The 21,298-nt window shown below is 39.3% G+C and carries 23 protein-coding genes and 1 riboswitch; of the genes, 10 read left to right on the plus strand and 13 right to left on the minus strand.

Annotation, left to right across the window (positions count from 1 at the left end; all coding sequences use genetic code 11):
* Nucleotides 1–125: 125 nt before the first annotated feature.
* Complete coding sequence (yutH, locus tag LQ50_RS04560; RefSeq protein ID WP_034626602.1) at nucleotides 126–1,166, minus strand: spore coat putative kinase YutH; 1,041 nt, start codon at nucleotides 1,164–1,166, stop codon at nucleotides 126–128.
* Between the two features lie 126 nt (nucleotides 1,167–1,292).
* On the opposite strand from yutH, the gene LQ50_RS04565 reads away from it, so the two are divergent.
* Nucleotides 1,293–1,790 (plus strand): phosphatidylglycerophosphatase A family protein, encoded by a 498-nt coding sequence (locus LQ50_RS04565; RefSeq protein ID WP_034626604.1) that lies wholly within the window; start codon nucleotides 1,293–1,295, stop codon nucleotides 1,788–1,790.
* Nucleotides 1,791–1,969: 179 nt separating this feature from the next.
* Nucleotides 1,970–3,595, plus strand: a complete 1,626-nt coding sequence (locus LQ50_RS04570) for a PAS domain-containing sensor histidine kinase (RefSeq protein WP_034626605.1) — start codon at nucleotides 1,970–1,972, stop codon at nucleotides 3,593–3,595.
* Between the two features lie 55 nt (nucleotides 3,596–3,650).
* Here LQ50_RS04570 and LQ50_RS04575 read toward each other — a convergent pair whose 3' ends face one another.
* The 3 genes from LQ50_RS04575 to LQ50_RS04585 all read right to left on the minus strand — a co-directional run bounded on the left by LQ50_RS04575 (nucleotide 3,651) and on the right by LQ50_RS04585 (nucleotide 5,653).
* Nucleotides 3,651–4,418, minus strand: a complete 768-nt coding sequence (locus LQ50_RS04575) for a TIGR01457 family HAD-type hydrolase (protein WP_034626607.1) — start codon at nucleotides 4,416–4,418, stop codon at nucleotides 3,651–3,653.
* A 33-nt stretch (nucleotides 4,419–4,451) separates the two neighbouring features.
* The gene (locus LQ50_RS04580; protein WP_237563648.1) at nucleotides 4,452–5,147 is read right to left on the minus strand and encodes a helix-turn-helix transcriptional regulator; all 696 of its coding nucleotides are present in this window, start codon (nucleotides 5,145–5,147) and stop codon (nucleotides 4,452–4,454) included.
* Nucleotides 5,148–5,212: 65 nt separating this feature from the next.
* Nucleotides 5,213–5,653 (minus strand): DUF86 domain-containing protein, encoded by a 441-nt coding sequence (locus LQ50_RS04585; RefSeq protein WP_034626608.1) that lies wholly within the window; start codon nucleotides 5,651–5,653, stop codon nucleotides 5,213–5,215.
* Between the two features lie 180 nt (nucleotides 5,654–5,833).
* On the opposite strand from LQ50_RS04585, the gene LQ50_RS04590 reads away from it, so the two are divergent.
* On the plus strand, nucleotides 5,834–6,100 hold the full coding sequence (locus tag LQ50_RS04590) for a DUF3055 domain-containing protein (protein WP_034626609.1): 267 nt from the start codon (nucleotides 5,834–5,836) through the stop codon (nucleotides 6,098–6,100).
* Nucleotides 6,101–6,163: 63 nt separating this feature from the next.
* Nucleotides 6,164–6,457, plus strand: a complete 294-nt coding sequence (locus LQ50_RS04595; RefSeq protein ID WP_034626611.1) for a hypothetical protein — start codon at nucleotides 6,164–6,166, stop codon at nucleotides 6,455–6,457.
* Nucleotides 6,458–6,696: 239 nt separating this feature from the next.
* Here LQ50_RS04595 and LQ50_RS04600 read toward each other — a convergent pair whose 3' ends face one another.
* A complete protein-coding gene (locus LQ50_RS04600; RefSeq protein WP_034626612.1) occupies nucleotides 6,697–6,996 on the minus strand; it encodes a YutD family protein in 300 nt (99 codons plus the stop codon).
* A gap of 152 nt (nucleotides 6,997–7,148) precedes the next feature.
* Between LQ50_RS04600 and LQ50_RS04605 the strand changes: the two genes are divergently transcribed.
* Nucleotides 7,149–7,781: a YhcN/YlaJ family sporulation lipoprotein gene (locus LQ50_RS04605; RefSeq protein ID WP_052144589.1), complete on the plus strand. Its 633-nt coding sequence runs from the start codon at nucleotides 7,149–7,151 to the stop codon at nucleotides 7,779–7,781.
* Nucleotides 7,782–8,035: 254 nt separating this feature from the next.
* Here LQ50_RS04605 and lipA read toward each other — a convergent pair whose 3' ends face one another.
* Nucleotides 8,036–8,944, minus strand: a complete 909-nt coding sequence (gene lipA / locus LQ50_RS04610) for a lipoyl synthase (protein WP_034626613.1) — start codon at nucleotides 8,942–8,944, stop codon at nucleotides 8,036–8,038.
* 210 nt (nucleotides 8,945–9,154) lie between these two features.
* On the opposite strand from lipA, the gene LQ50_RS04615 reads away from it, so the two are divergent.
* Nucleotides 9,155–10,186 (plus strand): M23 family metallopeptidase, encoded by a 1,032-nt coding sequence (locus LQ50_RS04615; protein WP_034626615.1) that lies wholly within the window; start codon nucleotides 9,155–9,157, stop codon nucleotides 10,184–10,186.
* 82 nt (nucleotides 10,187–10,268) lie between these two features.
* Nucleotides 10,269–10,979 (plus strand): DUF421 domain-containing protein, encoded by a 711-nt coding sequence (locus LQ50_RS04620; protein ID WP_034626616.1) that lies wholly within the window; start codon nucleotides 10,269–10,271, stop codon nucleotides 10,977–10,979.
* A gap of 53 nt (nucleotides 10,980–11,032) precedes the next feature.
* Here the strand turns inward: LQ50_RS04620 and LQ50_RS25160 are convergent, their stop codons facing one another.
* Nucleotides 11,033–11,140 carry a MetS family NSS transporter small subunit gene (locus LQ50_RS25160; RefSeq protein WP_152608154.1) on the minus strand — a complete coding sequence of 36 codons (108 nt, stop codon included), beginning with the start codon at nucleotides 11,138–11,140 and terminating at the stop codon, nucleotides 11,033–11,035.
* A gap of 18 nt (nucleotides 11,141–11,158) precedes the next feature.
* The gene (locus LQ50_RS04625) at nucleotides 11,159–12,661 is read right to left on the minus strand and encodes a sodium-dependent transporter (protein ID WP_034626617.1); all 1,503 of its coding nucleotides are present in this window, start codon (nucleotides 12,659–12,661) and stop codon (nucleotides 11,159–11,161) included.
* A gap of 374 nt (nucleotides 12,662–13,035) precedes the next feature.
* Here LQ50_RS04625 and LQ50_RS04630 point away from each other — a divergent pair, with 374 nt between their 5' ends.
* Complete coding sequence (locus LQ50_RS04630; RefSeq protein WP_070808114.1) at nucleotides 13,036–13,308, plus strand: hypothetical protein; 273 nt, start codon at nucleotides 13,036–13,038, stop codon at nucleotides 13,306–13,308.
* A gap of 128 nt (nucleotides 13,309–13,436) precedes the next feature.
* On the opposite strand, the gene LQ50_RS04635 is transcribed toward LQ50_RS04630, so the two are convergent.
* The 3 genes from LQ50_RS04635 to LQ50_RS04650 all read right to left on the minus strand — a co-directional run bounded on the left by LQ50_RS04635 (nucleotide 13,437) and on the right by LQ50_RS04650 (nucleotide 17,659).
* Nucleotides 13,437–14,609, minus strand: a complete 1,173-nt coding sequence (locus tag LQ50_RS04635) for a PstS family phosphate ABC transporter substrate-binding protein (RefSeq protein WP_034626619.1) — start codon at nucleotides 14,607–14,609, stop codon at nucleotides 13,437–13,439.
* A 489-nt stretch (nucleotides 14,610–15,098) separates the two neighbouring features.
* Nucleotides 15,099–16,697, minus strand: coding sequence for a Na+/H+ antiporter NhaC family protein (locus LQ50_RS04645; RefSeq protein ID WP_034626622.1), 1,599 nt, complete (start codon nucleotides 16,695–16,697; stop codon nucleotides 15,099–15,101).
* Between the two features lie 196 nt (nucleotides 16,698–16,893).
* A riboswitch (Lysine riboswitch) is annotated at nucleotides 16,894–17,076 on the minus strand.
* Nucleotides 17,077–17,158: 82 nt separating this feature from the next.
* Nucleotides 17,159–17,659, minus strand: coding sequence for a dihydrofolate reductase (locus LQ50_RS04650; RefSeq protein WP_034626623.1), 501 nt, complete (start codon nucleotides 17,657–17,659; stop codon nucleotides 17,159–17,161).
* A 286-nt stretch (nucleotides 17,660–17,945) separates the two neighbouring features.
* On the opposite strand from LQ50_RS04650, the gene fbpA reads away from it, so the two are divergent.
* On the plus strand, nucleotides 17,946–18,119 hold the full coding sequence (fbpA, locus tag LQ50_RS24845; protein WP_084138624.1) for a Fur-regulated basic protein FbpA: 174 nt from the start codon (nucleotides 17,946–17,948) through the stop codon (nucleotides 18,117–18,119).
* A gap of 62 nt (nucleotides 18,120–18,181) precedes the next feature.
* Here fbpA and galE read toward each other — a convergent pair whose 3' ends face one another.
* On the minus strand, nucleotides 18,182–19,189 hold the full coding sequence (gene galE / locus LQ50_RS04655; RefSeq protein WP_237563649.1) for a UDP-glucose 4-epimerase GalE: 1,008 nt from the start codon (nucleotides 19,187–19,189) through the stop codon (nucleotides 18,182–18,184).
* A gap of 537 nt (nucleotides 19,190–19,726) precedes the next feature.
* On the opposite strand from galE, the gene LQ50_RS04660 reads away from it, so the two are divergent.
* Nucleotides 19,727–20,185: a hypothetical protein gene (locus tag LQ50_RS04660; RefSeq protein ID WP_034626626.1), complete on the plus strand. Its 459-nt coding sequence runs from the start codon at nucleotides 19,727–19,729 to the stop codon at nucleotides 20,183–20,185.
* A gap of 71 nt (nucleotides 20,186–20,256) precedes the next feature.
* Here the strand turns inward: LQ50_RS04660 and LQ50_RS04665 are convergent, their stop codons facing one another.
* Nucleotides 20,257–21,243, minus strand: a complete 987-nt coding sequence (locus tag LQ50_RS04665; protein ID WP_034626627.1) for a DMT family transporter — start codon at nucleotides 21,241–21,243, stop codon at nucleotides 20,257–20,259.
* Nucleotides 21,244–21,298: the final 55 nt, after the last annotated feature.

Below are 21,298 nucleotides of genomic sequence, written 5' to 3' on the forward strand. Positions count from 1 at the left end.
GTGCAAAGCATTTCGCTTCTTCAAATTTACTTTCGGCCTCCCGACAGACCCCTTTTCTTTACTCGATTCCCATACGAAAAAGACTAGTTAATGGTTAGTTAACTAGTCTAAAAATATGAATAAACCTACAACCAATCCAGTGGTGGGACTCTGGTTGTACCGACTCCTTTTGACATAAGAATCGTTTCCGCAAATTCTTTTAAGAAACGTTCATTCTTATGTTCTTTTTCCAACATTTGAAAAAAAGATTGACCTAGTTGAATTTTTTCTTCTTGTATTTGACTTCGATAATAGCCCTCGATCGCCTCAAAATAGTGGAGAGGGAATAACAACCTTGCATACAATAGCTTCCAAGAATAAGTCGTCAGCGGTTCGTACTGTTCATACCCCTTAAGAAAATCATTTAGCTTTTCCCATGGAAAATTCTTTTCTGTTAAATGTAGGTCTCGTGTCCATTCTGCAATATCTCTACATGGATGGTCATATACAAACTCGGTCGGCCGCTTGACGATATCCCCTTCTTCCGATAAGACAATCCACGTTCGATCAGTATAGCGCCGATGACAAATCGTTGGCTTTTCTTGATTACGTGTCGGATCATCAAGAGTCGCATCAACGACATATTGGATGGCATTTTCCGTCAGTCCCATAAAATAAGGATAAGAAAACAAAAATGCCTCATCTACATAAGATTGCGGTCTTTCATAGATAATTTGCTGATACCATCCTTCTAACTGCTCCAATCTTGTTTCCCATAATTTCGGCCATTGACCGAAGAAATCATACCCTCTTTTTTGGTACGGAAATTGCTTACCAAAATAATGTACAGTTGCTAAATGCCCACCCTTTTCCTCAGGAGTTCGAAATCTAAAATGTCCATCCACTCGATCCTTGCCTATTGGCAAGGCACATACATACACTTCTTGCCCATCAATTAAACCAGACTTTCTCCTTTGCAGTGTATTTATTGGCTCAACCACCGAAGCATCGCCAATAGATCGCATGTACTCTAGAAAGGAATTCATTTCATCTTCTTGTGACATACACTCTTCTTTTGGTAACAAAATATATGATTTCCCGTCCGCTTCAAACCCTTCGTATGCTCCAATAGAAAAACGTTGCTGGCAATAGATTCCATAAATATCATATAGGTTCCTTTCAAACATGAACTTCCCTCCCTAACCAAACTCCTTTTCCTAGTCTATGACCCAAATGAATAAAATGTGTATGTAGACAGTAGACTAGTATTAGCCTATAGTCATAAGAGGCGGCATGCCGATGGAGGTGTTTCGATGACAAAAAGGATTATGGATGAAGTTGAGACAAAAGCAAGAAACTGGTTAGTGGAACGAGGAGTAACTTTAGACGATATAGCCGAACTCGTCTATTTTCTTCAAGTAAAATATCATCCAGATCTCCAACTCGATGTTTGCTTAGACAATGTCGATAAAGTACTTCGAAAACGCGAAGTACAAAATGCAATCATTACGGGGATTCAACTGGATGTCCTTGCTGAAAAGAAATTATTAGATGAACCATTGCAAGGAATTATCGATCGAGATGAAGGGTTATATGGAGTAGATGAAATAATCGCTTTGTCGATCGTTAACGTATATGGTTCGATTGGTTTCACGAATTATGGGTACATCGATAAACAAAAACCAGGGATATTAGAGAAGTTAAATGATAAAGAATCGAGTAGCTGTCACACGTTTTTAGATGACATTGTTGGTGCTATTGCAGCAGCAGCATCAAGTCGACTTGCTCATAGTGCAGCAAATACTGAGTAATTGTATTCAAAGGCCAATTTCATGATGGTAGCAAAAGGAGGCTTCCTTCCTTTTGCACCATCATGAACATTGGTCTTTTTGCATGTTTAAATCTAAAAATGGAAGAAATTATTAATCCACAAACGACCTCTTGATGTTAAAATGAACTATTAGGGACGGACTTTAACGGGGGATATGAGATGCATAAAAAAAGAAAAATCTTACTATATATCATTCTTGGAATTATTTGGATAATTTTTACCGATTTGATCGTTGCCCAATTAAATTCGGATTTACATGTTTATATATTAATCCAGCAAATTAAAGGGTTTATTTTCGTTATTTTATCTGGTTTCTTTATTTACTACGCTTTTGTTAAAAAAGCCGAAAATCAAGCTGTAAAAGCTGAAAAGGAAAAACTAGAGACTCTTATTAATTCCATGGTTGACTTTGTCAACTTTAAAGATGGACAAGGCAGATGGACGCAAGCGAACGAGTTTGCCTTAAAACTTTTTCAAATAGAACATGTCGATTATGTTGGTAAAAAAGATACTGACCTTGCCGAATATAGTGAGTTCTACCGTGAAGCATTTTATTATTGCGAAGCTTCGGATGAAGAAGCTTGGCAAGTTGGAAAAGTATCACGTTGCATTGAGCAAATTCCTACCCCTGATGGCACAACCAAAACATTTGATACCATTAAAGTCCCTATTTTTCATCAAGATGGGTCCCGAAAAGAACTAGTTGTTATGGGGCGAGATATTACAGATCAAGTACAGGTTGAAAAAAAGTTAGAAAAGAGCAGACAAAATTATCGATCATTAGTCGAATTTAATCCTGAACTTGTATTTATTTTAAATCGTGAAGGACATGTTTTGGAATTGAATCCACAATTTAAGTCTATGACAGGCTATGAAGCGAAGGAATTTTTAGGAAAATCGATCTTGTCTCTCATCGAGAAAAACAGCAAACGTCTCGCTATTCAAGCCTTTAATCGTATTCTAAAGGACCAGACCAATTGGGTAAATCAAGAAATAACCGTAATGCATAAAGATGGTAGCCAACGAGTCTTCCGGTGCACAGCTGTACCGACGATTATTAATAATGAGGTGTTAGGCGCCATTGGCTATGCAATGGACGTGACAAAGGAAAAAGAGACAGAGGAACGGCTACGAAAGACTGAAAAACTATCGGTTGTTGGTGAACTAGCAGCAAGCGTTGCGCATGAAATACGAAACCCATTAACATCGATAAAAGGCTTTATTCAATTTATGAATTCCAACGATACAAAAAATCAATCGTACTATACCATCATGCTTGATGAATTAGAAAGAATTAATCAAATCTCTAGTGAACTATTAGCATTAGGGAAACCACGTGAAGTACAATTTGAGAAGTGTGATATTAATCAAATTTTTGCTAGTGTAATGTGGTTGTTAGAATCTCAAGCTAATTTATATAATGTTAGGATCCATTACAACCGTAATCATTCCTTAGCTCATATTGAATGCGAACCAAATCAGCTTAAACAATTATTCATCAATATTATTAAAAATTCGATAGAAGCCGAATCGAAGACCATTCAAATTCATGTAAGCGAGAAAATGAATCAGCTTCAAATCAGAATTCATGATGATGGAAACGGCATTGATGAAGATCGAATGGACCGTTTAGGTGAACCCTTTTATTCTTCAAAAGAAAAAGGGACAGGGTTAGGTCTAGCGGTAAGCTATCGAATTATCCAGGCTCATCACGGAAATATCCATTTTGATAGTAAGTTAAAGGAAGGAACAACAGTCACGATTGATTTGCCGACCACACAGTAGTAAAAAAAGAATAATAGCAAGAGAGGCGCACCTAAAGGGTGTGCCTCTCTCTTTCTTAATCAAATGTCCATTCTGATAGTGTATCAATCGCATGTGTGGGTTTATCCTCTAATGCGTCTATTTGCTCCTTCGTTGATACGCCCGTATACACCATCAATGTATCCATTCCTGCTCGAATCCCAGCAAGAATATCCGTATGGTAGTTATCACCGATCATGATGGTTTCATCCTTAGTTAAGCCGATCACTTCCAAAGCTTGTTCGACAATGATTGATTCTGGTTTCCCAATAAATTTAGGAGTAACCCCTGTTGTAACAGATAAAACAGAAATCAATGACCCTGCACCTGGCAACAATCCACGCTCTGTTGGGAGTGCCACATCGCCATTTGTCGCAATAAATGTTGCACCAGCTCGTATATTTAAAGCAGCAACGGCTAACTTTTCATACGTAATGCCACGATCTAATCCCATAACGACGAAATCTGCATGCTCTTCAACCATTTCATGCCCCGCTTCTTCAAGAGCATATTTTAAGCCTTCTTCCCCAATCATACATACACGAGCATGCTTCTTTAGATCAGAAATGTACGTAGCTGTTGCCATGCTTGTTGTAAATACATGTTCAGCTGTAGCTGGAACATCCATTTCACGCAAGTGTTCAGCTACTTGCTCAGGACGCTTTGTAGAATTATTTGTTACAAATAGATAAGGAAGTCCTTTATTTTCAAGCTCCTTCACAAAGGTGACAGCCTCATCAATCTTTTCACTTCCACGGTACATCGTTCCATCTAAATCAATTAAAAAACCTTTATAGCCTTTCATACATCCCTCTTCCTATAGAAGAAACCCCATCCTCTATTTATTGGCATCTTTTTTATCTTTTACTTTATATATACAGCACGTTGTATTTTCCTTTGCTATACACGACGTACGTTCAACATGATCAGTCTGTAGCAATCGTTTAAATAATTGCTGTTCACAAGTACAGGCAATGGGATACTCCTTTGCCACTTGCGCAATTGGACAGTTGTACTCAATAAATTCGTACTCACCATCATCTACCTCTTTGTACTCAACCATATAGCCACCTTCGCTTTGAACGCGGGCGAGTGCTTCAATTCGTTCAGCGAAAGAGCCTTTCATCTCTACTTCATACTTCTCATAAAGGCGTTCTTTGCGCTGTTCAAATAATTGATCAACCATTTGACTTCCGCTTAATTGTTCTACATCTTGAAGAAGGCCCAATGATAAATCGCTGTAATTCCTTGGAAACGTTTCGCTTCCTTTTTCTGTTAAATAATATTTATGAATTGGTCGTCCCATCGATTGTTTTTCCAATCTCGAATCAATTAGCTTCTCCTTCTCAAGTTCCCGTAAATGCCTACGAACAGCCATCTCCGTTACTTCTAATTCAATAGCCAAGGTTGAAACCGTTAACTCTTGATTGCGTTTTAACAACGTTAAGATGACTTGACGTGTAGAGTTCGCCTCATTCCTCACAACGATCACCATCCTTATCCCCATTGTATGCGATGAACGATAAAAACTCAAAAGGTCCGTCCTACAAACAGTGATGATTGGGAACCGTCCTGAGGTGATAAGCATAATCACCTTATTTATTTTGGTAAAAATGCGCTAACCGGACCTAGTTCCTCCGTTAAGTAACGCCTTACCTCTATTGGAAACTGAATGAGCGATGCTTGGTGGTTCATTAATGTTTGAACAACTTGCTCATGATTCACCTCTGAATAATCGGCAATTAATTGTTTTCGCAAACCAATGATTGTTTTTAAAGCGACCGCATCATTAGTCTTCACCACTTTTTCATCCTCTAGTATGTCGATAATGTCTTCATAGCCACCAGGATCACGCATTATAAATCCATCAATCATGCTATTCCCAACATCAATAATTGACTCAATCACGACATAGGCTAGACGCTCTAATGCTAACTTTTCGGTTAAATCGTTACATGCTGTCCATTTTCCAAATTGTTCTTGCAGGGATTCCATATAAAGGAGTGTTTGCTCGATTTTATCGCGATCTACAAAATACATGATGATACCTCCACACATTTTTCTATTCTGCGCGTTTCTTTTGAATCTGTTCTCTTTCTCTTTTAGTATACAACATCCACATCAACCTGAGCATAAAGAATCATTGAGATGGATAGATTCATTTCAAACCAATCCCTTACATGGTATGATGATCATATACACGGTGAAAGGAGCATCCATATGTCAGAACGCTTTTTTTTATACGATGATATAGAAGAAACACGTACTCGGTTTGTTAGCTTTATGGGGGAAAATCAACGCTTTGATCTTGCCATTATTCATTCATCTCGTTATTACGGCAAACAACTTGTTCTTGATGTTCAATCAAATCGATTTGCCATCATTGGTTCAGATGATCTTGATGAACCAGGATACATTGAACACGCCTTCAACTTAACTACGGAAGAAGCTGAAGAACTACGCTCATTCTTGTATGAAATTGTATAGGTACTCCGACAAAATAAAAAACACCTCATTCGGGCAAGTTAATGAATAGGAGGTGTCTTTTTTATGACTGATAAAGAGGAACAACAGTATTTCGACTTCTCTAACGTTGAAACACAGCGAAATTTCCTTGCTGCAGAAGACTTTCCAGAAGGGCCTTATGGCTCACCCATCAATAAAGATAAGCCTGTTTCAAATAAAAGCACACCATGGGAACCTGAGCAACGTTACTACAGTGCCTTTAATTATGAATTTAAATCACTACATCAAAACTTACCGAGGCAGTTTCCAGGAGCGCACCCTACTCATGATGACCCAAGCAAAAATGAGGAGCCTCCCTATACGACAACAGATGAATAGTACAAAAAAGATAACGAGTACCGTTTTCTACCGTGAAAATGCATTTTAAATCGCACCGCATATAAAGATAGCTCAGTAATTAAAACTGAGCTATCTGACACATATACGGATCTTCATTCCGCTATTTCTCACAAAACCCTTGTTTAAACCATGTTTTCGGTTCCTGGTTCCGTTATTTGTTCGTTTCAACCCTTTTTTAGGTTGATTCTGTACGGTTAACGGAACCAGGATCCGATTTACTATTCTTTCCCTTTTTGTCCTGCTGGTACTTTCACTTTCTTAATGACAAAATAAGCACAGCCAAAATTACAGTACTCATACAAATAATCTGGTAACGTACTAATTTTCGTATCATGTGTTGACTTTTTATGTTTGTCTTCAAAGAAGCCTCTGAGCCTTAATTGGTTATATCCCCAATCTCCTACAATATAATCATATTTATTAAGGACATCGGCATAACGCTCTTTAAATGCTTCTTCGTTCCAACCATTTTTCACATCTTCAACAACCTCAAATTGCATCCCTTGTATGCGAACCATGTGGCTCACCTCTTTAAATTTACTTCCTTAAATTATAACACAATAGGACGACCCTCTTGCAATAGCTTTACTTAAAACTGTAATTACACCATCATTTACTAGCTGTAAAAATGTCGTATTTGGGTCAATCTGAAAAGAGAGGGGGTTTGATCATGATAAAAAAATCATTATTAGTTGGCGGCCTTGCAACGATGATGCTTGCGACAGGATGTCAAATGCCTGAACAAGGCCAAACTCTGCAACGCACAGCTAATCACGATAGTCATCAGCCAAATGGTGGACACTACCCAATTAATCAATTGAATGAATCAGACGATTATAATCACTTTGGCTATACACGATATGAAAGAGATCTTGTCATGGACAATGATCGCCAACCTGTCGTTCCTGTTATTGATCGTGGACGTTTGTCTGATGCAGTAACACGAATGGTCTTAACAAATGATGTCGTAAATGAAGCCGGGGCACTTGTAACGGACAAGTACGTTCTTGTTGCATATGATGCCCAAGCGGATAACCGCGAATATGTAGCGGATCAAGTAAAACGTAGCGCTTTGTCTATCGTGCCTAGATATTATGAAGTGTACATTTCAGATAATCACGACCATTTTGATGAAATCGAGCGGTTTCAACATCTGACTTCTGCAACCTCTGATATCGAAGAAACATTAGAACAAACCATTGATGAAATGAAGCTGCAGTCACCACAAGGACAATATAACGAAGAAACGGACGATAATATTAACATCATGCAATCTAAGCAAAGACGATTAATGGATCGATAATTTTGTTTAGAAAGAAACGCAATGGAGTTTTTGGCCATTGCGTTTTATAGTGTCCTCGTAACGGGCTGGGCTCTCCCTCTCCTATAAAAAACTTCACTGATTCCTTATAAAGACCCCACTTTGCTTCATCAATAGACGAATCAATCGGCCTATATCTCCTCTAAGTATCCCTTCCACGAATGCTTTACAAAGTAAAGAGACGAAAACCCATAGTCTTCGCCTCTCCTGCCTTTTAAACCTATACTTGTACCTTTTTATTGATTTGTTACCTTTTTTGCTTCTGCTCGTACTTGTGCTTCGTTTACTTGCTCATCCGCGTGATACGAAGAACGAACCAATGGACCCGCTTCGCAGTGGCTGAATCCTTTGCTTAATGCAATTTCTTTCAATTCAGCAAACTCATCTGGATGATAATATTTTTGAACTTTTAAATGCTTCTTCGTTGGTTGTAAGTATTGACCGATTGTCATAATATCAACGTCCGCCGCACGCAAGTCATCCATTGTTTCAATGATTTCTTCTTTCGTTTCACCAAGACCAATCATTAAGCTTGATTTTGTTGGGATATCTGCATGCATTTCTTTAGCACGACGTAAAAACTCTAGTGTCCGGTCGTATGTAGCACGAGCACGAACCCGTGGTGTTAAACGACGAACGGTTTCAATGTTATGGTTCATAATGTTTGGACGTGCATCCATTAACGTCTTCAAGTTATCAAAACTTCCTAGCATATCCGACGGCAAGACTTCAATTGTACAGAAAGGGTTGCGTCTTCTTACTGCTCGCACTGTCTCAGCAAATACAGCCGATCCACCATCTTTTAAATCATCCCTAGCTACTGCTGTTATGACAACATGCTTAAGACCCATTGTCTCTACAGAATCCGCTACGCGTTCAGGTTCTTGCAAATCAAGCTCATTTGGCAAGCCTGTTTTCACAGCACAAAAACGACATGCTCTTGTACAAATGTCTCCAAGGATCATAAATGTCGCTGTTTTACGAACAGCCCAGCACTCATGGATATTTGGACAACGCGCTTCTTCACAAACCGTGTTAAGTTTGTTCTCACGCATCATCTTCTTTAAGCCAGTGTAGGATTCATTTGTATTTAATTTTATTTTCAACCAGTCTGGTTTACGTAAATGTTCTTCTTTCTTTGCCATTTATTTCACTCCATCCAAATTACCTATTGAAATCTCAATCACACATTTTCTCTTTACTACTTTATCATGATTTTAGAAAAATAACCAAACGTCCGCTCAAAATTTCCAATCATTCTCTCCAATTTTTCCTGCTTTTTTTCCCACACTATATAAAGAGAAAAACAAGGTCGAGTTACCATCAGTCTTTGCAAAGGTAGAAAGGAGCCTGACATGAAATTTCAAAACATGATCGTATTAGCACTTATCGCAGTGTTTATTTCTCTACCGTGCGTGTCAGCGGCTGAGAAAGACGAATTAACAAGTGAGCAAATTTATGAAAAACGGATGGATCTATATAAAAAAGTTGAAACAATAACAAATGTTCCTTGGCATTATTTAGCCGCTGTTGACACATATGAGCGTGGTTTACGACGTGCACGAAAGGATCGCTCAAAAGAAGATGGGTTCATTTCCATTTATTACTCTGAAGAAGAGTGGGCAGGAACCTTTAATCCGAACAAAGAAGATACCCATCCTCTTTCCATTCAAATGTTTGGAGGAGTTGGGTTAGATGGGGACGGAGATGGTCTTGCTGAACGTACAAATGATGAAGATGTTCTTTTTACCATGGCCCATTTTATTGAGGGGTACGGGTTTGATGAGGAAGACTTTCGAATTGCGTTATGGGAAAAGTACAAGCGTGATCAATCTGTACGAATCGTTCACGGACATTCGCTCGTATACGAAAAATTTGATACGTTAGATCTCGATGAACATGCGTTTCCAATGCCTTTAAATTACAACTACAGCTACAAAAACACATGGGGTGACCGACGTGGCTGGGGTGGAAGACGTATTCACGAAGGTACGGATATTTTTGCTGGTTATAATGTTCCGATTCGGGCAACCGCATACGGACGAGTCGAAATCAAAGGTTGGAACAAATACGGTGGTTGGCGAATCGGCATTCGGGATTTAGATAATATTTATCACTATTACGCTCATTTAAGCGGGTTTGAAAAGGGAATTGAAGAAGGTTCAATTGTAGCACCTGGTGACGTTATTGGTTATTGCGGAAGTTCCGGTTACGGGAAGCCTGGCACTCAAGGGAAGTTCCCTCCACACCTGCACTATGGGATGTACCGCGATAATGGAATTACAGAGTGGTCATTTGACCCGTATCCATCTTTAAAACAATGGGAACGAAAGGCATATCAGGACAGAAAAAAGAAAAATAAGGGCAGTTGTAAATATCTACGCTAGGCCTAACTAGCGTAGATTTTTTAAAAAGCTTTCTGCGGAGGAACATAGAAATAGGATTTAGAAATAAAGGAGTAAAAAATAGATGAATATTGATATTGTTGAATGGATATGGAAATCCGTATTAATTGTCATTGGTGGAACCGTCCTTTTAAGAGTCGCTGGTAGAAAATCCATTTCACAAATGACCTTATCACAGACCGTAATCATGATTGGAATTGGTTCCCTATTAATTCAGCCCCTTGCAGGAGAAAATATCTGGACTACTTTATTTGTTGGGTCTATGCTAGTCATTACGTTAATACTGATGGAATTAGGTCAACTAAAGATGAACCCCTTCGAAAAATTAATTCTCGGTTCGTCCAAAGTGATTATTGAAGATGGGAACATACATTTAGATAATTTAAGACGTGTTCGATTAACGGTAGACCAATTAGAAACTCAGTTAAGACTTAACAAAATATCAACGTTTAGTGATGTAAAATATGCAACAATTGAACCGAATGGTCAATTAGCCTTCTTATTAAAAGAGCAAGCCAAAAATTCAACCAAAGAAGATATCGATGTTATTAAGCAAGAAATGAAAGAGCTTAAGAAATTGGTAAACCAAATGCTCCCTTCAAAGCCAAGTCCCGTGATGACAACCCATAATCAAAATATGATCACAACATTATCAAATCAAATAGTAAACCTCAATAATCAAATTCAAAATTTACAAAAGAAAAAGGAATATAATTTGTTTGAAGAAGTCGATAAAGAATCACATATGAAACCACCACCACAACACTTACAGTAGCATTACGATGCTAAGGCTGCAGAAGTTCCCTGCAGCCTTGAATCGGTCTCCTTTTATTTTCTTGCTTTTGCAACCTTTACAGCATTAGCGATGCTCAGACCCAATCCTCCCCAAATAATTAGCATACCTATGACCATCATTGTCACAGCTCCACCACTCATGCTTCACCATCTCCTTTTTTATTCATTTAAGTCCCCATTTTTCCATTTGCTTCTTGCAAATAAAAATCCAATAACAATAGCTCCTATGGCAACCAGCCAGCCTGATCCAATAAGGAAACCAGTCGAATATCCTTCATAGTTATTTGTTACGTTTTCAATTAAGTTTTGAATAAACATGAACCCTAACACAATTGGTGTAATGATACTTAAGCAAATTTTCCACCACGTTCCAAGACGGAAGTCTGACACCCCATCTGCATGTGTTTGAAGCTCTGGCAGCTTTTTCACAAACCATGAGACAGCAATAACGGAAACTAGCCCCGCAAACGCAACCCCGAATTGGTTAATAAAGTAATCTGCAGCATCAAGGAAGAACAAGCCGCCTTGAGTGGCAAACAGCAGAGAAATGACAGCAGCTAACCCGCCGCCAATACCAACAGCTTTGCGACGTGAAAACTTAAATTTATCCTGCACCCCTGAAATAAACGTCTCAACGATTGAAATGAGAGAAGACAATCCAGCAAGTACTAATGAACCAAAGAACAGAACCCCAAACAGTCCATTCATCCCTGGGAAGGTGTTAATGATTTCTGGGAAAACAACAAAGGCAAGACCAATTCCAGCATCAGCAACATCCGCCACTCCAACGCCCGATGCTTGTGCCATAAATCCAAGGGCTGCAAACACCCCGATCCCAGCTAATAACTCAAAACTCGAGTTACTAAAACCTGTAATAAAGGCATTATTCGTTATATCTGATTTCTTTGATAAATAACTAGAGTACGTAATCATAATCGCAAAAGCGATCGATAAACTGAAGAAAATCTGACCATAAGCTGCCACCCAAACTCCTGGTGACATTATTTCACTCCAATCCGGTTTAAAGAACGCATCAAGCCCCGTTAACGCGCCTTCTAACGTAATGGCTCGAATTACAATAAGCAAAAACATCGCTACAAGCAAAGGGATAAAAATTCGATTGGCAATCTCAATTCCTCTTCGAACCCCTTTAAATAACACCCCGAGTGTAATGATCCAAACAATGACTAGCGGAATAAGCACACCAGGCACAAGCGCACCAACATCACCAGGTGCTCCACCTGAGACGACATCGATCCGTTGCAAATAATCTCCCATTAAAAAGCCACCAGTGTCATCTCCCCATCTTTGATTGAAGGCAAAATACGTGTACGATAAAGCCCATGCAATGATGACCGCGTAATACGTAGCGATAACAAACGAAATGGCTACTTGCCACCAACCAATCCATTCCGTTTTCTTGTTCATTCTCGCGTAAGACAATGGTGCTGATCCACGATATTTGTGACCCAACGTGAATTCCATAATAAGAAGAGGAATACCAGCAGTTAAAAGAGCAAATAAGTACGGTAAAAAGAAAGCTCCTCCTCCATTTTCATAGGCGACATAAGGAAAACGCCAAATGTTGCCTAGACCTACAGCAGAACCAATGGCCGCCAAAATAAAACCAGCACGAGTTCCCCATTGTTCTCTCCCGTTCATTGACTTCACCTCTGTTCGTAAGTTTTTTAAAGCACGTTCTATACTTGTTTATTCAGAATATTAACACTTTAGTATAGAATTTTTCATTTTATAGAAAACGCTTACAAGATAGTTGAGCCTGTGTCGCTGTACTACTGCAAAGCTGTAAAAGAGAGAGAGGATACGTTAGTTGACCTTATGCTTGTATAATATTTTCAACCTATTTCATCCATAAAAAGACGACTCAATAGAGGGCATTGATAAAGGGAATACCCCTCTGTATTCTAGCTCATTTTCATTTCTCATGGGGAGTTGTCACATTCACATAAAAATTGAGTACGATGAATTACTATAGAGTAGTTAAAAAAGAAAAAAGCAATAAGGAGGTGGGAAAAATGGCTAGATACAGGAGAAAGCCTATCGTCATCGAGGCTGTTAAGATTACAAGAACCATAACCATCGAAACAGCAGAAGGCTCCATGGTCGGACGTCCAGGAGACTACTTAATTACAGATACAAACGGTGAACAATACCCTTGCAATGCAGAAACGTTCGAAAAGACGTATGAGCGTGTAAAAGACGGCAAAGACATTACAACCTTTATTAAAAGAGCATTAAGAAAAGCAAAAAGAAAGTCTAAAGAGTTGTTTGTAAAAACGCAAGGGTAAGAGATATTCTATCCTCACTTGAATCGTTGTTCTTAAGCAACACTTTTCAAACGAGGGTTTTCTTTTTTGTTTATGAGAAAAAAGCCTAGTTCCCAATGAAACTAGACTCCCCCTATTTTTTGCTTTTATCACTCATTTTTAACAGGTACATACCCTGTCTCCTCAATAAGACGTTGTCCTTGTTCCGATAAGATCCATTCGAGCAATACATCCACATTTGAATTGTCGTTTTCGACGTTCGTAATCGCATAAAATTCTGAAGCTATAGGATAAGCACCACTGCGAATGGTTTCTTTATCCGGATACACGCCTTCTATTTCAAGATGGCGGATCTCTCCATTTTTTACCATCTCATTTGAAAAAAACCTAAACGTATATCCGATCGCATTTTTATAATTTTTGTAGCTTGATACTTCTTCAAATACGCCCCCCATACCTGAGACAACATTTTCTGTCGGTGGATCGGCGATGGGGATCCCATCCATCATTTTTTCTAATGCTGTTTGGCTTCCACTATCAGCAGGGCGCTGAAACGCACGGATCGCTTCATGTTCTCCTCCTACTTCACTCCAGTTAATAATATCTCCTGAGTAGATGCCTTGTATTTGTTCGACCGATAGCCCCGTTACTGGATTTTTTTTATTCACAAAAAAAACAAAGGCTTCTCTCCCTATCGGGGTCATTTCTAGCTCAATCCCACGCTTTTTGGCTTGCTCCATTTGATGGTTCGATGGAGCGGCTATAAAGATCATATCTACTTTTCCGTTGAGTAGATTTTGAAATGCCTCCCCTGTTTGATTGGACATGACCTCACTTTGATGAACATCATATTCCTTTTCTGGATAGGTCGCGCGCGCAAAGGCTGAATAGACCGGATACAATGCCGTTGCTCCATCAAGAATAGGAAGTTCTCCTTCTATCATTACATTTGCAGGCTCATGTAAAATGACAACATTTGATTCATCATGAAACGGTTGATATCCATATAAATTGTAATCCTGATCACTGACCGTTACGATGCTTTTTTGATACCCTTCATATACCTCATTGATGGCAATCGCGATGAGGCACAATGTAAATAAGCTAATTAACGTAAGCTTCAACGTCTTTCGTTTCACTAAACGAAAGATGGCAGCAACAGCTACGATCATCAAACTGACCGTGACCACAACGATGAGTGGCGTATAAAATGTTATTCCACCCATAAACAAACTAATAACTGCCCCTATATACCCAAGAAACCCTAAAGCCAGTACAACAATCAGTGCGAGAATCCCATTGAAGAATAAGTTTGTTTTCATTAACTATCTCCTTATTAATCAGCCATTTACAAACCTATTCTCACCATACCATAAAGGTCACTGAAAAGTGCTCGTTTATTTCTTGAAAAGGAGCTTTGATCTCGCTCCCGGGATGGGGGACACGCTTTCCGCAGGAGGGCGTTGAACTAACCGGCTGCGCCGGTGGATTTCAACCTGCCCTTTCCTCCTGCAGGAGTCGGTCCCCCATCCCGTCCGCTTGTTGAGAGGAAAGATAGAAATTCCCTACTTTTCAACGATCAAAAGAAACTAGGGGAAATAGCGCAAAGAAGGCAATGCAAAAGAAAAAAACGACTTTTTCAGTGCCCTCACGACTTTCACCTTTTTCAGTGACCTTGCCAGTGGCTGGAGCGCAGGTGAACAAACATGTTGCTTCCACCTAATCCATAAAAACAACAAAGAATGCGAAAAACAGCCATTTAAAACAAAAGGGTCAACTTCTATTTGTTAGAAGCTGACCCTTCATCTTACTTACGCATTAGCACTCCATTTTCTTAAAACGATGACTGTTGCAACAAGTAGTGCAAAAGCGACCACTAAACTTAGTACTACGCTGGTGGTAAATCCTAATACGAGATAAGAGATTACGGTAATGCCAGCTGCAATTAACGCATATGGAAGCTGGGTAACTACGTGATCAATATGATGACTTCCTGCTCCTGTTGAAGAAAGAATCGTCGTATCTGAAATCGGAGAGCAGTGATCACCAAAGATCGAACCAGCTAGCACCGCCGCCATCATCGGTAAGATTAATGTAATATCAATTACTGCCGCCATCTCACCTGCAATCGGAAGTAACAAGCCAAACGTTCCCCAAGATGTCCCTGTTGAAAATGCCGCAAAACCAGCAATAATAAACAAAATCACTGGTAAGAACATTGGATGCAGATTTGACTGTTCCACAAGTGATGCTAAATAGGTTCCCGTCCCTAAATCTCCAATGATCGAAATAAGTGTCCATGCAAAGAACAAAATGTAAATTGCTGGAAGCATCGACTTCATCCCGATGACCAATGAAGTTCCTAGACCTGTACCTGATTTTGGCTTAAACACATTCAAAATAAGTGCAATCGCTAAGCCAAACAATCCACCATACACAAGAGCTGATGCAACATCTGTGTTCTCAAAGATCGTTAAAATCGTAACATCGCCTTCTGTTCCCTCAATACCCGTTGTGACCATAAAAAACACAGTACCTGCAATTAACGCAACGATTGGCCATACTAAGTCGCCAACCTTACCTTTTTCACTTGCTAAAATATCATCTTGCGATCCAGGAATCGGACCCAAGTTTGCATTAAACAATTCACCCGTTTTTTTCGCACGTTCTTCATGCGCCTTCATCGCACCAAAATCAAGATTGAACCATGCAACGGCTAAAACAAGTCCAATCGCAACCAATGCATAAATGTTCATTGGAACCATAAGTAAAAAGGCTTGCAGCGCTTCATATTGAGTAACAGAGTGCGTCGCAAATATCCCTGCAATAATCGCGATAATGTAAGCTCCCCAACTTGAAATAGGCGCAATGACGCACATCGGTGCTGCCGTTGAATCGACTAAGTAGGCTAACTTAGCACGAGAGATACGGTGTCGATCCGTTAGCGGACGACTTACATTTCCAACAGTCAAACTATTAAAATAATCGTCAATGAAAATAATTAGTCCAAGAACAACTGTTAGTAATTGTGCTCCTACCCGCGTTCTCACGCGTTTCATCGCCCACTCTCCAAATGCTCTACTTCCGCCTGAACGGGTAATAAGTGCCGCCATCATGCCTAGCAATAATAGGAATAACACAATAAAAAATTCCCATGTATTTATGGCAAATCCTTCATCAATGATGGCACGAGTCACTGAACCGAATGTGACATGTTCCACATCAAAGTCAAAGATGATCCCCATCACAATTCCATAAATATTCGCTGCTGCATCAAGCGGATTAAAGTTATTAACCATTAACGCCCCCACAATAGCACCTGTACCTAGTGATAACAGGACTCTTCTCGTAAGAATAACCATCACAAGAGCTAAAATGGGAGGAACTAAAGATAAAATAGATGATTCCATAATGATACCTCCTAAAAATGTATGGTAGTTACATAGATGAAGGACTAACGACAATAGAATAAGACAACTATGGGTTCTCCACACCAACGCAAAAAGAAGTGGAGTTTCAAGAAACCACGTGCTTCGGTTCCTTCCCTATAGAAAAAGCGATAGTGGATAACCCACTATCGCCTAACATCCGCGCGTGAATCCCCATAATCATGGTAGTCCTCCATAACTTAGTTTGCTCCAAGTTATGACAGCTCTGCACTTATTCAATACAGATCCAGCAAAAGTATCCTGACCTCTACTTCCACTTCGGCGACGGCCCCTTTCTCTTTTCCTCAACGTTGTCATCCTCAGAAAAGCTACTATTAGCAATCGCGCCTCTACCTCATCGTAACAATGAGGCACCTCTATTTAATTACCAATTACGGATGTTATCATGTTTTTTCTATATTAGCAATGTCAATTTCAACCACTTAACGGGACTGTTTAGTTTCCCTTCTCTCATACGTACGAAACTCATGGCGATACCGATTTTTTTCATCAACAACTCCTTCTTCCACACCAACGATCTCCCATTCAGCTCGATCGATTTCCGGAAAGAATGTATCTCCTTCAAAGCTCTCATCAATGTATGTGACATACAGGCGGTCAACGTGATCCCAAAAAAGCATAAATACTTCCGTTCCACCAATAACAAAACACTCTTCTTCCTTTCTTGCTATCGATAGTACTTCCTCAATCGTATTTACAACTTCACAGCCTTCTGCTTCATATTGCTCGTCCCTTGTTAACACAACATTTCTTCGATTTGGCAAAGGTCTCCCAATCGACTCGAATGTTTTTCTTCCCATCACAATAGTATGGCCTGTCGTCACTTTTTTGAAATGCTTTAGGTCCGCGGGAAGATGCCATGGTAACTGATTTTCTTTTCCTATTACGCGGTTTTGATCCATTGCAACAACAAATGAAATCATATGTATACTCTCCTTTTATTCCCTGCTATGCTATTTTGTTTTATCGTATCATATTTTTCTCATCCGACAATATGATTGATGTACCAAAGGTCAAATCGAATTGTTTCGACATTATCGCATTTGTTAATAATAGTCTTTCTTTCTCACTCTTTTTTATTGCCGTTAACCCATTTTACCTATTTTTCCTTTTTCTAGGTTGACAATGACATACATGAGAACTTATAATTATAAATGAAAACGCTTACAACTTATTTCGGTACTATTTTGCCAAAAGGGGAGTGTTCGTATGTCCTTTAAAACATTGTCTCATATCGATAAAGAACAAATTATCGATACCCTTTTAGAAAATCAATTTTTCAAAATGCCTGATGGCCGTCAATTATATGAAGCTACAGAAGAAGAGTTGAGGTTACTTATATGCTCTGAAATTGAACAAGGGAACCACAACACATTTTTATAACATACAATTGGGTGTGTCCCCAAAGGTCAAAAACAGACTCTTTAGGACACACCCTTTCATTTTTATTTATATCCGTCTGGATTGTTTTCTTGCCATCTCCACGAATCAGCACACATTTCTTCGATTCCTTTATCTGCACTCCAGCCTAACTCTTCTTTTGCCTTAGAAGGATCAGCATAACAAATACCCACATCACCAGGTCTGCGCTCAACTATTGAATAGGGTACGTCACGATTAGAAGCTTTCTTAAAAGCTTCAACCATCTCAATGACACTATAGCCATTTCCTGTCCCAAGATTATAAGCGTGTGCCCCTGTAGTTGTCACGATCTTTTCAAGTGCTTTTAAGTGCCCTTTGGCAAGATCTACGACATGAATATAGTCTCGCACTCCTGTACCGTCTACTGTCGGATAATCGTTCCCAAATACCTTTAACTCATTTAACTTTCCTACAGCCACTTGGGTAATAAATGGCATTAAGTTATTTGGAATTCCATTAGGATCTTCTCCAATTCGACCACTATGGTGGGCACCAATTGGATTAAAGTAACGCAGCAATGCAATGCTCCATTCTTTATCTGACACGTACACATCTCGTAAAATCTCCTCAATCATCAGTTTGGTACGACCGTATGGGTTCGTAGCACTAAGCGGGAAATCCTCTAAAATGGGTACACGATCCGGCAGACCATACACCGTTGCTGAAGAACTGAAGACGATGTTTTTAACACCATATGCTTGCATTAGTTCACAAAGAACCAATGTACCTGTAATATTCGTATGATAATAATGAAGTGGAATTTCAACTGACTCCCCTACCGCCTTTAAGCCTGCGAAGTGAACAACCGCTTTTATATTGTGTTCAACGAAAACCTTTTCTAAAGCAGCCTTGTCTAGCAAATCTACTTCATAAAACGGGAAATCCTGTCCACTTAACTCTTTAATCCGATCAACTGATTCATATTTGCTATTTGAAAAATTGTCCACAACGACAATGTCATAACCTGCATTTAAAAGCTCTACACATGTATGGCTTCCAATATAACCTGCTCCACCTGTTACCAATATCACCCAAACCCACTCCATTCATCAAAGTCCCAAAATGACGTATTTCTCTTGGTAATATCTTACCATATTGCTACTTGCTTTAATAGAATGAGTGAGTAGGCCACAGGAAAAGTCCTTTTAGAAGATTCGAGGAAGCCATTTTATCCAGCCTGCAATGGATAGCCAAAGTGGAATACTTAACGCAATTCCCCAAAATAACCCGACAAATATGTTTCCATCATACTGTTCCATTGAACCAACCTCCTAGTTGTATTAGTCTTGGCAGTTTACGGAAATTTCAAACGAGGAACTTTGCTCATGTATTCATTGTTTAAAATCAGCAATGATGACTACACTGATAACAAAAGAAGCATCTAGTTGATTAGGGCTTAACGAGCTGTCTTTCACACAAAGCCAACACAGAGCTTATTCATTTGTATTCGGTTGTACGTTTGAGTATCTATTTTACTTAAGAAATTGACTATTTTTTAATGCACTAAATCGCTTTTTAAAGGGCTAGCCTTATTATTGCTTAACATCCAATTTAACTAGGAGGATTCTATGATTAAAGCAATTATGTTCGGAGTATTTTTTGTTTTTCTTTGTGTTGCGATTCCTAGTTTTTTAGGCTTTTATCACAGTTCCAACGAAACACCCGAACAAGAAAGTGCATACAATCATGAACATCAAATGGCAGAGGAAACGAAAACAAAATCTGAATCCTCTAGCTCATTAAATGAGGAAACAGACACTTTCTATGACGATGAATCAAACGAACAGGCTAATACAGAGGTATCAAGTGACGACCTCGTTTTTTCTAATAGAGATGAGGCTATTGAAGCTGTATTAGAGAGGTTTTCACTGACTGAATTAATTAGCATTTTTAGTAGTGTCAGAAATGGCGTTGATGACAAAAAGCGCGATGAAATCGTGGAGAAATTGCAAGAGCAATTTTCTGATGAAGAGATTGAAGCGTTAAAAGTAATTGGGTTTGCTGAGTTAGAAAAAGTCCTACAGTAACCCTTTATAGGAACAAAGCGAAAACGCCAGAGTTCAGCTTTACTCTAGGCGTTTTCTCTAACCAATTTGGTCTATACACTTTGTTCTTTTTGGATTCGTGATATAGGTGTTTGTTTTGTTTTCATTTTTTTCGTGAAATAGCTATGCAAAAGCATTCCAATCACAATAAGGCTCATCCCGATCATTGCTACTCCATTTGGTAAAGGAGTTGAGAGCAAAGCGATTTCCCCCATTAAAACAAAAAGGACTTGAGTCGATTGGGTTGCTTCAACAGCTGCCAGCTTCTTTTGGTTTCCTCTTACCCTGTCCGTAGCAATAAAAAACAACGTCGTTGCAATAACACCTGAGCTAATGGCAACAATAAAGGATTGCAGGACTTGATCAGACGAAGGAGCTCCAACCTGAATAAAGGCAACGAAGCTTAGCACAAGCCAAAAAGGAATGGTGACTAATGTCATTCCAAATACACGTTGAAATGTATCTAGTCGCCCGTTACAAACTTCCATCATTTTTCGGTTTCCAAGTGGGTACGCAATCGCTGCAAGCATGACAGGAAGAACACCCATCAGTGCTGTTTGCAGCGATACGCTATTTGCATTTTGTAGTTGCATGAGCGCTACACCAAGCAAGATCATTAACGAAATGCAAAGCGCTCCCAATGGAACCCTTTGCCTAACTTTTTGAATTCCGTCGTTTGTTTGAACCGATTCAAAAAAGAGCGGAGCCAACAACGTCCCTGCTACAATTACCAACTGCCAAGTTCCAGCTACGAGCCAACCTGGCCCATAGGCAGCTGCATACGTGATTGGTGCATAAAACAAAACAAACCCAACAAAACTCCAACCAAACCATGGAATCGGATTCCTTCTGATTTCAACAAACGTTTGTTTAATATTGTTCCGAAACAAAACAATAAGTAACAAAAAGGGGAGCATAAATAGAAACCGTAATGATGAACTCCACATCCAACTCCCCCCCGCTAATTCCATTGATCGGTTCAGGATAAATGTAACCGCAAAAAACATCGCAGCAAATAATCCAAGCATAATTTCCTTCATATTCTCACCTTCCCAAACGAGCAACAGTTATATTATAATATACTAATAGTTAACT

It is taken from the genome of Halalkalibacter okhensis (assembly GCF_000787375.1).
GTDB lineage: Bacteria > Bacillota > Bacilli > Bacillales > Bacillaceae_D > Halalkalibacter > Halalkalibacter okhensis.

What these genes read in the sequence shown, in the direction of transcription:
- LQ50_RS04635 (WP_034626619.1), bottom strand. Translation starts at nt 14,609, where the DNA reads ATGAAAACAAACTTATTCTTCAATGGGATTCTCGCACTGATTGTTGTA.
- LQ50_RS04630 (WP_070808114.1), top strand. Translation starts at nt 13,036, where the DNA reads ATGGCTAGATACAGGAGAAAGCCTATCGTCATCGAGGCTGTTAAGATT.
- LQ50_RS04620 (WP_034626616.1), top strand. Translation starts at nt 10,269, where the DNA reads ATGAATATTGATATTGTTGAATGGATATGGAAATCCGTATTAATTGTC.
- LQ50_RS04565 (WP_034626604.1), top strand. Translation starts at nt 1,293, where the DNA reads ATGACAAAAAGGATTATGGATGAAGTTGAGACAAAAGCAAGAAACTGG.
- fbpA (WP_084138624.1), top strand. Translation starts at nt 17,946, where the DNA reads ATGTCCTTTAAAACATTGTCTCATATCGATAAAGAACAAATTATCGAT.
- LQ50_RS04575 (WP_034626607.1), bottom strand. Translation starts at nt 4,418, where the DNA reads ATGAAAGGCTATAAAGGTTTTTTAATTGATTTAGATGGAACGATGTAC.
- LQ50_RS04605 (WP_052144589.1), top strand. Translation starts at nt 7,149, where the DNA reads ATGATAAAAAAATCATTATTAGTTGGCGGCCTTGCAACGATGATGCTT.
- LQ50_RS04600 (WP_034626612.1), bottom strand. Translation starts at nt 6,996, where the DNA reads ATGGTTCGCATACAAGGGATGCAATTTGAGGTTGTTGAAGATGTGAAA.
- LQ50_RS04570 (WP_034626605.1), top strand. Translation starts at nt 1,970, where the DNA reads ATGCATAAAAAAAGAAAAATCTTACTATATATCATTCTTGGAATTATT.
- yutH (WP_034626602.1), bottom strand. Translation starts at nt 1,166, where the DNA reads ATGTTTGAAAGGAACCTATATGATATTTATGGAATCTATTGCCAGCAA.
- LQ50_RS04645 (WP_034626622.1), bottom strand. Translation starts at nt 16,697, where the DNA reads ATGGAATCATCTATTTTATCTTTAGTTCCTCCCATTTTAGCTCTTGTG.
- LQ50_RS04585 (WP_034626608.1), bottom strand. Translation starts at nt 5,653, where the DNA reads ATGTATTTTGTAGATCGCGATAAAATCGAGCAAACACTCCTTTATATG.
- LQ50_RS04595 (WP_034626611.1), top strand. Translation starts at nt 6,164, where the DNA reads ATGACTGATAAAGAGGAACAACAGTATTTCGACTTCTCTAACGTTGAA.
- LQ50_RS04615 (WP_034626615.1), top strand. Translation starts at nt 9,155, where the DNA reads ATGAAATTTCAAAACATGATCGTATTAGCACTTATCGCAGTGTTTATT.
- LQ50_RS04590 (WP_034626609.1), top strand. Translation starts at nt 5,834, where the DNA reads ATGTCAGAACGCTTTTTTTTATACGATGATATAGAAGAAACACGTACT.
- LQ50_RS04665 (WP_034626627.1), bottom strand. Translation starts at nt 21,243, where the DNA reads ATGAAGGAAATTATGCTTGGATTATTTGCTGCGATGTTTTTTGCGGTT.
- LQ50_RS25160 (WP_152608154.1), bottom strand. Translation starts at nt 11,140, where the DNA reads ATGAGTGGTGGAGCTGTGACAATGATGGTCATAGGTATGCTAATTATT.
- LQ50_RS04660 (WP_034626626.1), top strand. Translation starts at nt 19,727, where the DNA reads ATGATTAAAGCAATTATGTTCGGAGTATTTTTTGTTTTTCTTTGTGTT.
- LQ50_RS04625 (WP_034626617.1), bottom strand. Translation starts at nt 12,661, where the DNA reads ATGAACGGGAGAGAACAATGGGGAACTCGTGCTGGTTTTATTTTGGCG.
- LQ50_RS04650 (WP_034626623.1), bottom strand. Translation starts at nt 17,659, where the DNA reads ATGATTTCATTTGTTGTTGCAATGGATCAAAACCGCGTAATAGGAAAA.
- lipA (WP_034626613.1), bottom strand. Translation starts at nt 8,944, where the DNA reads ATGGCAAAGAAAGAAGAACATTTACGTAAACCAGACTGGTTGAAAATA.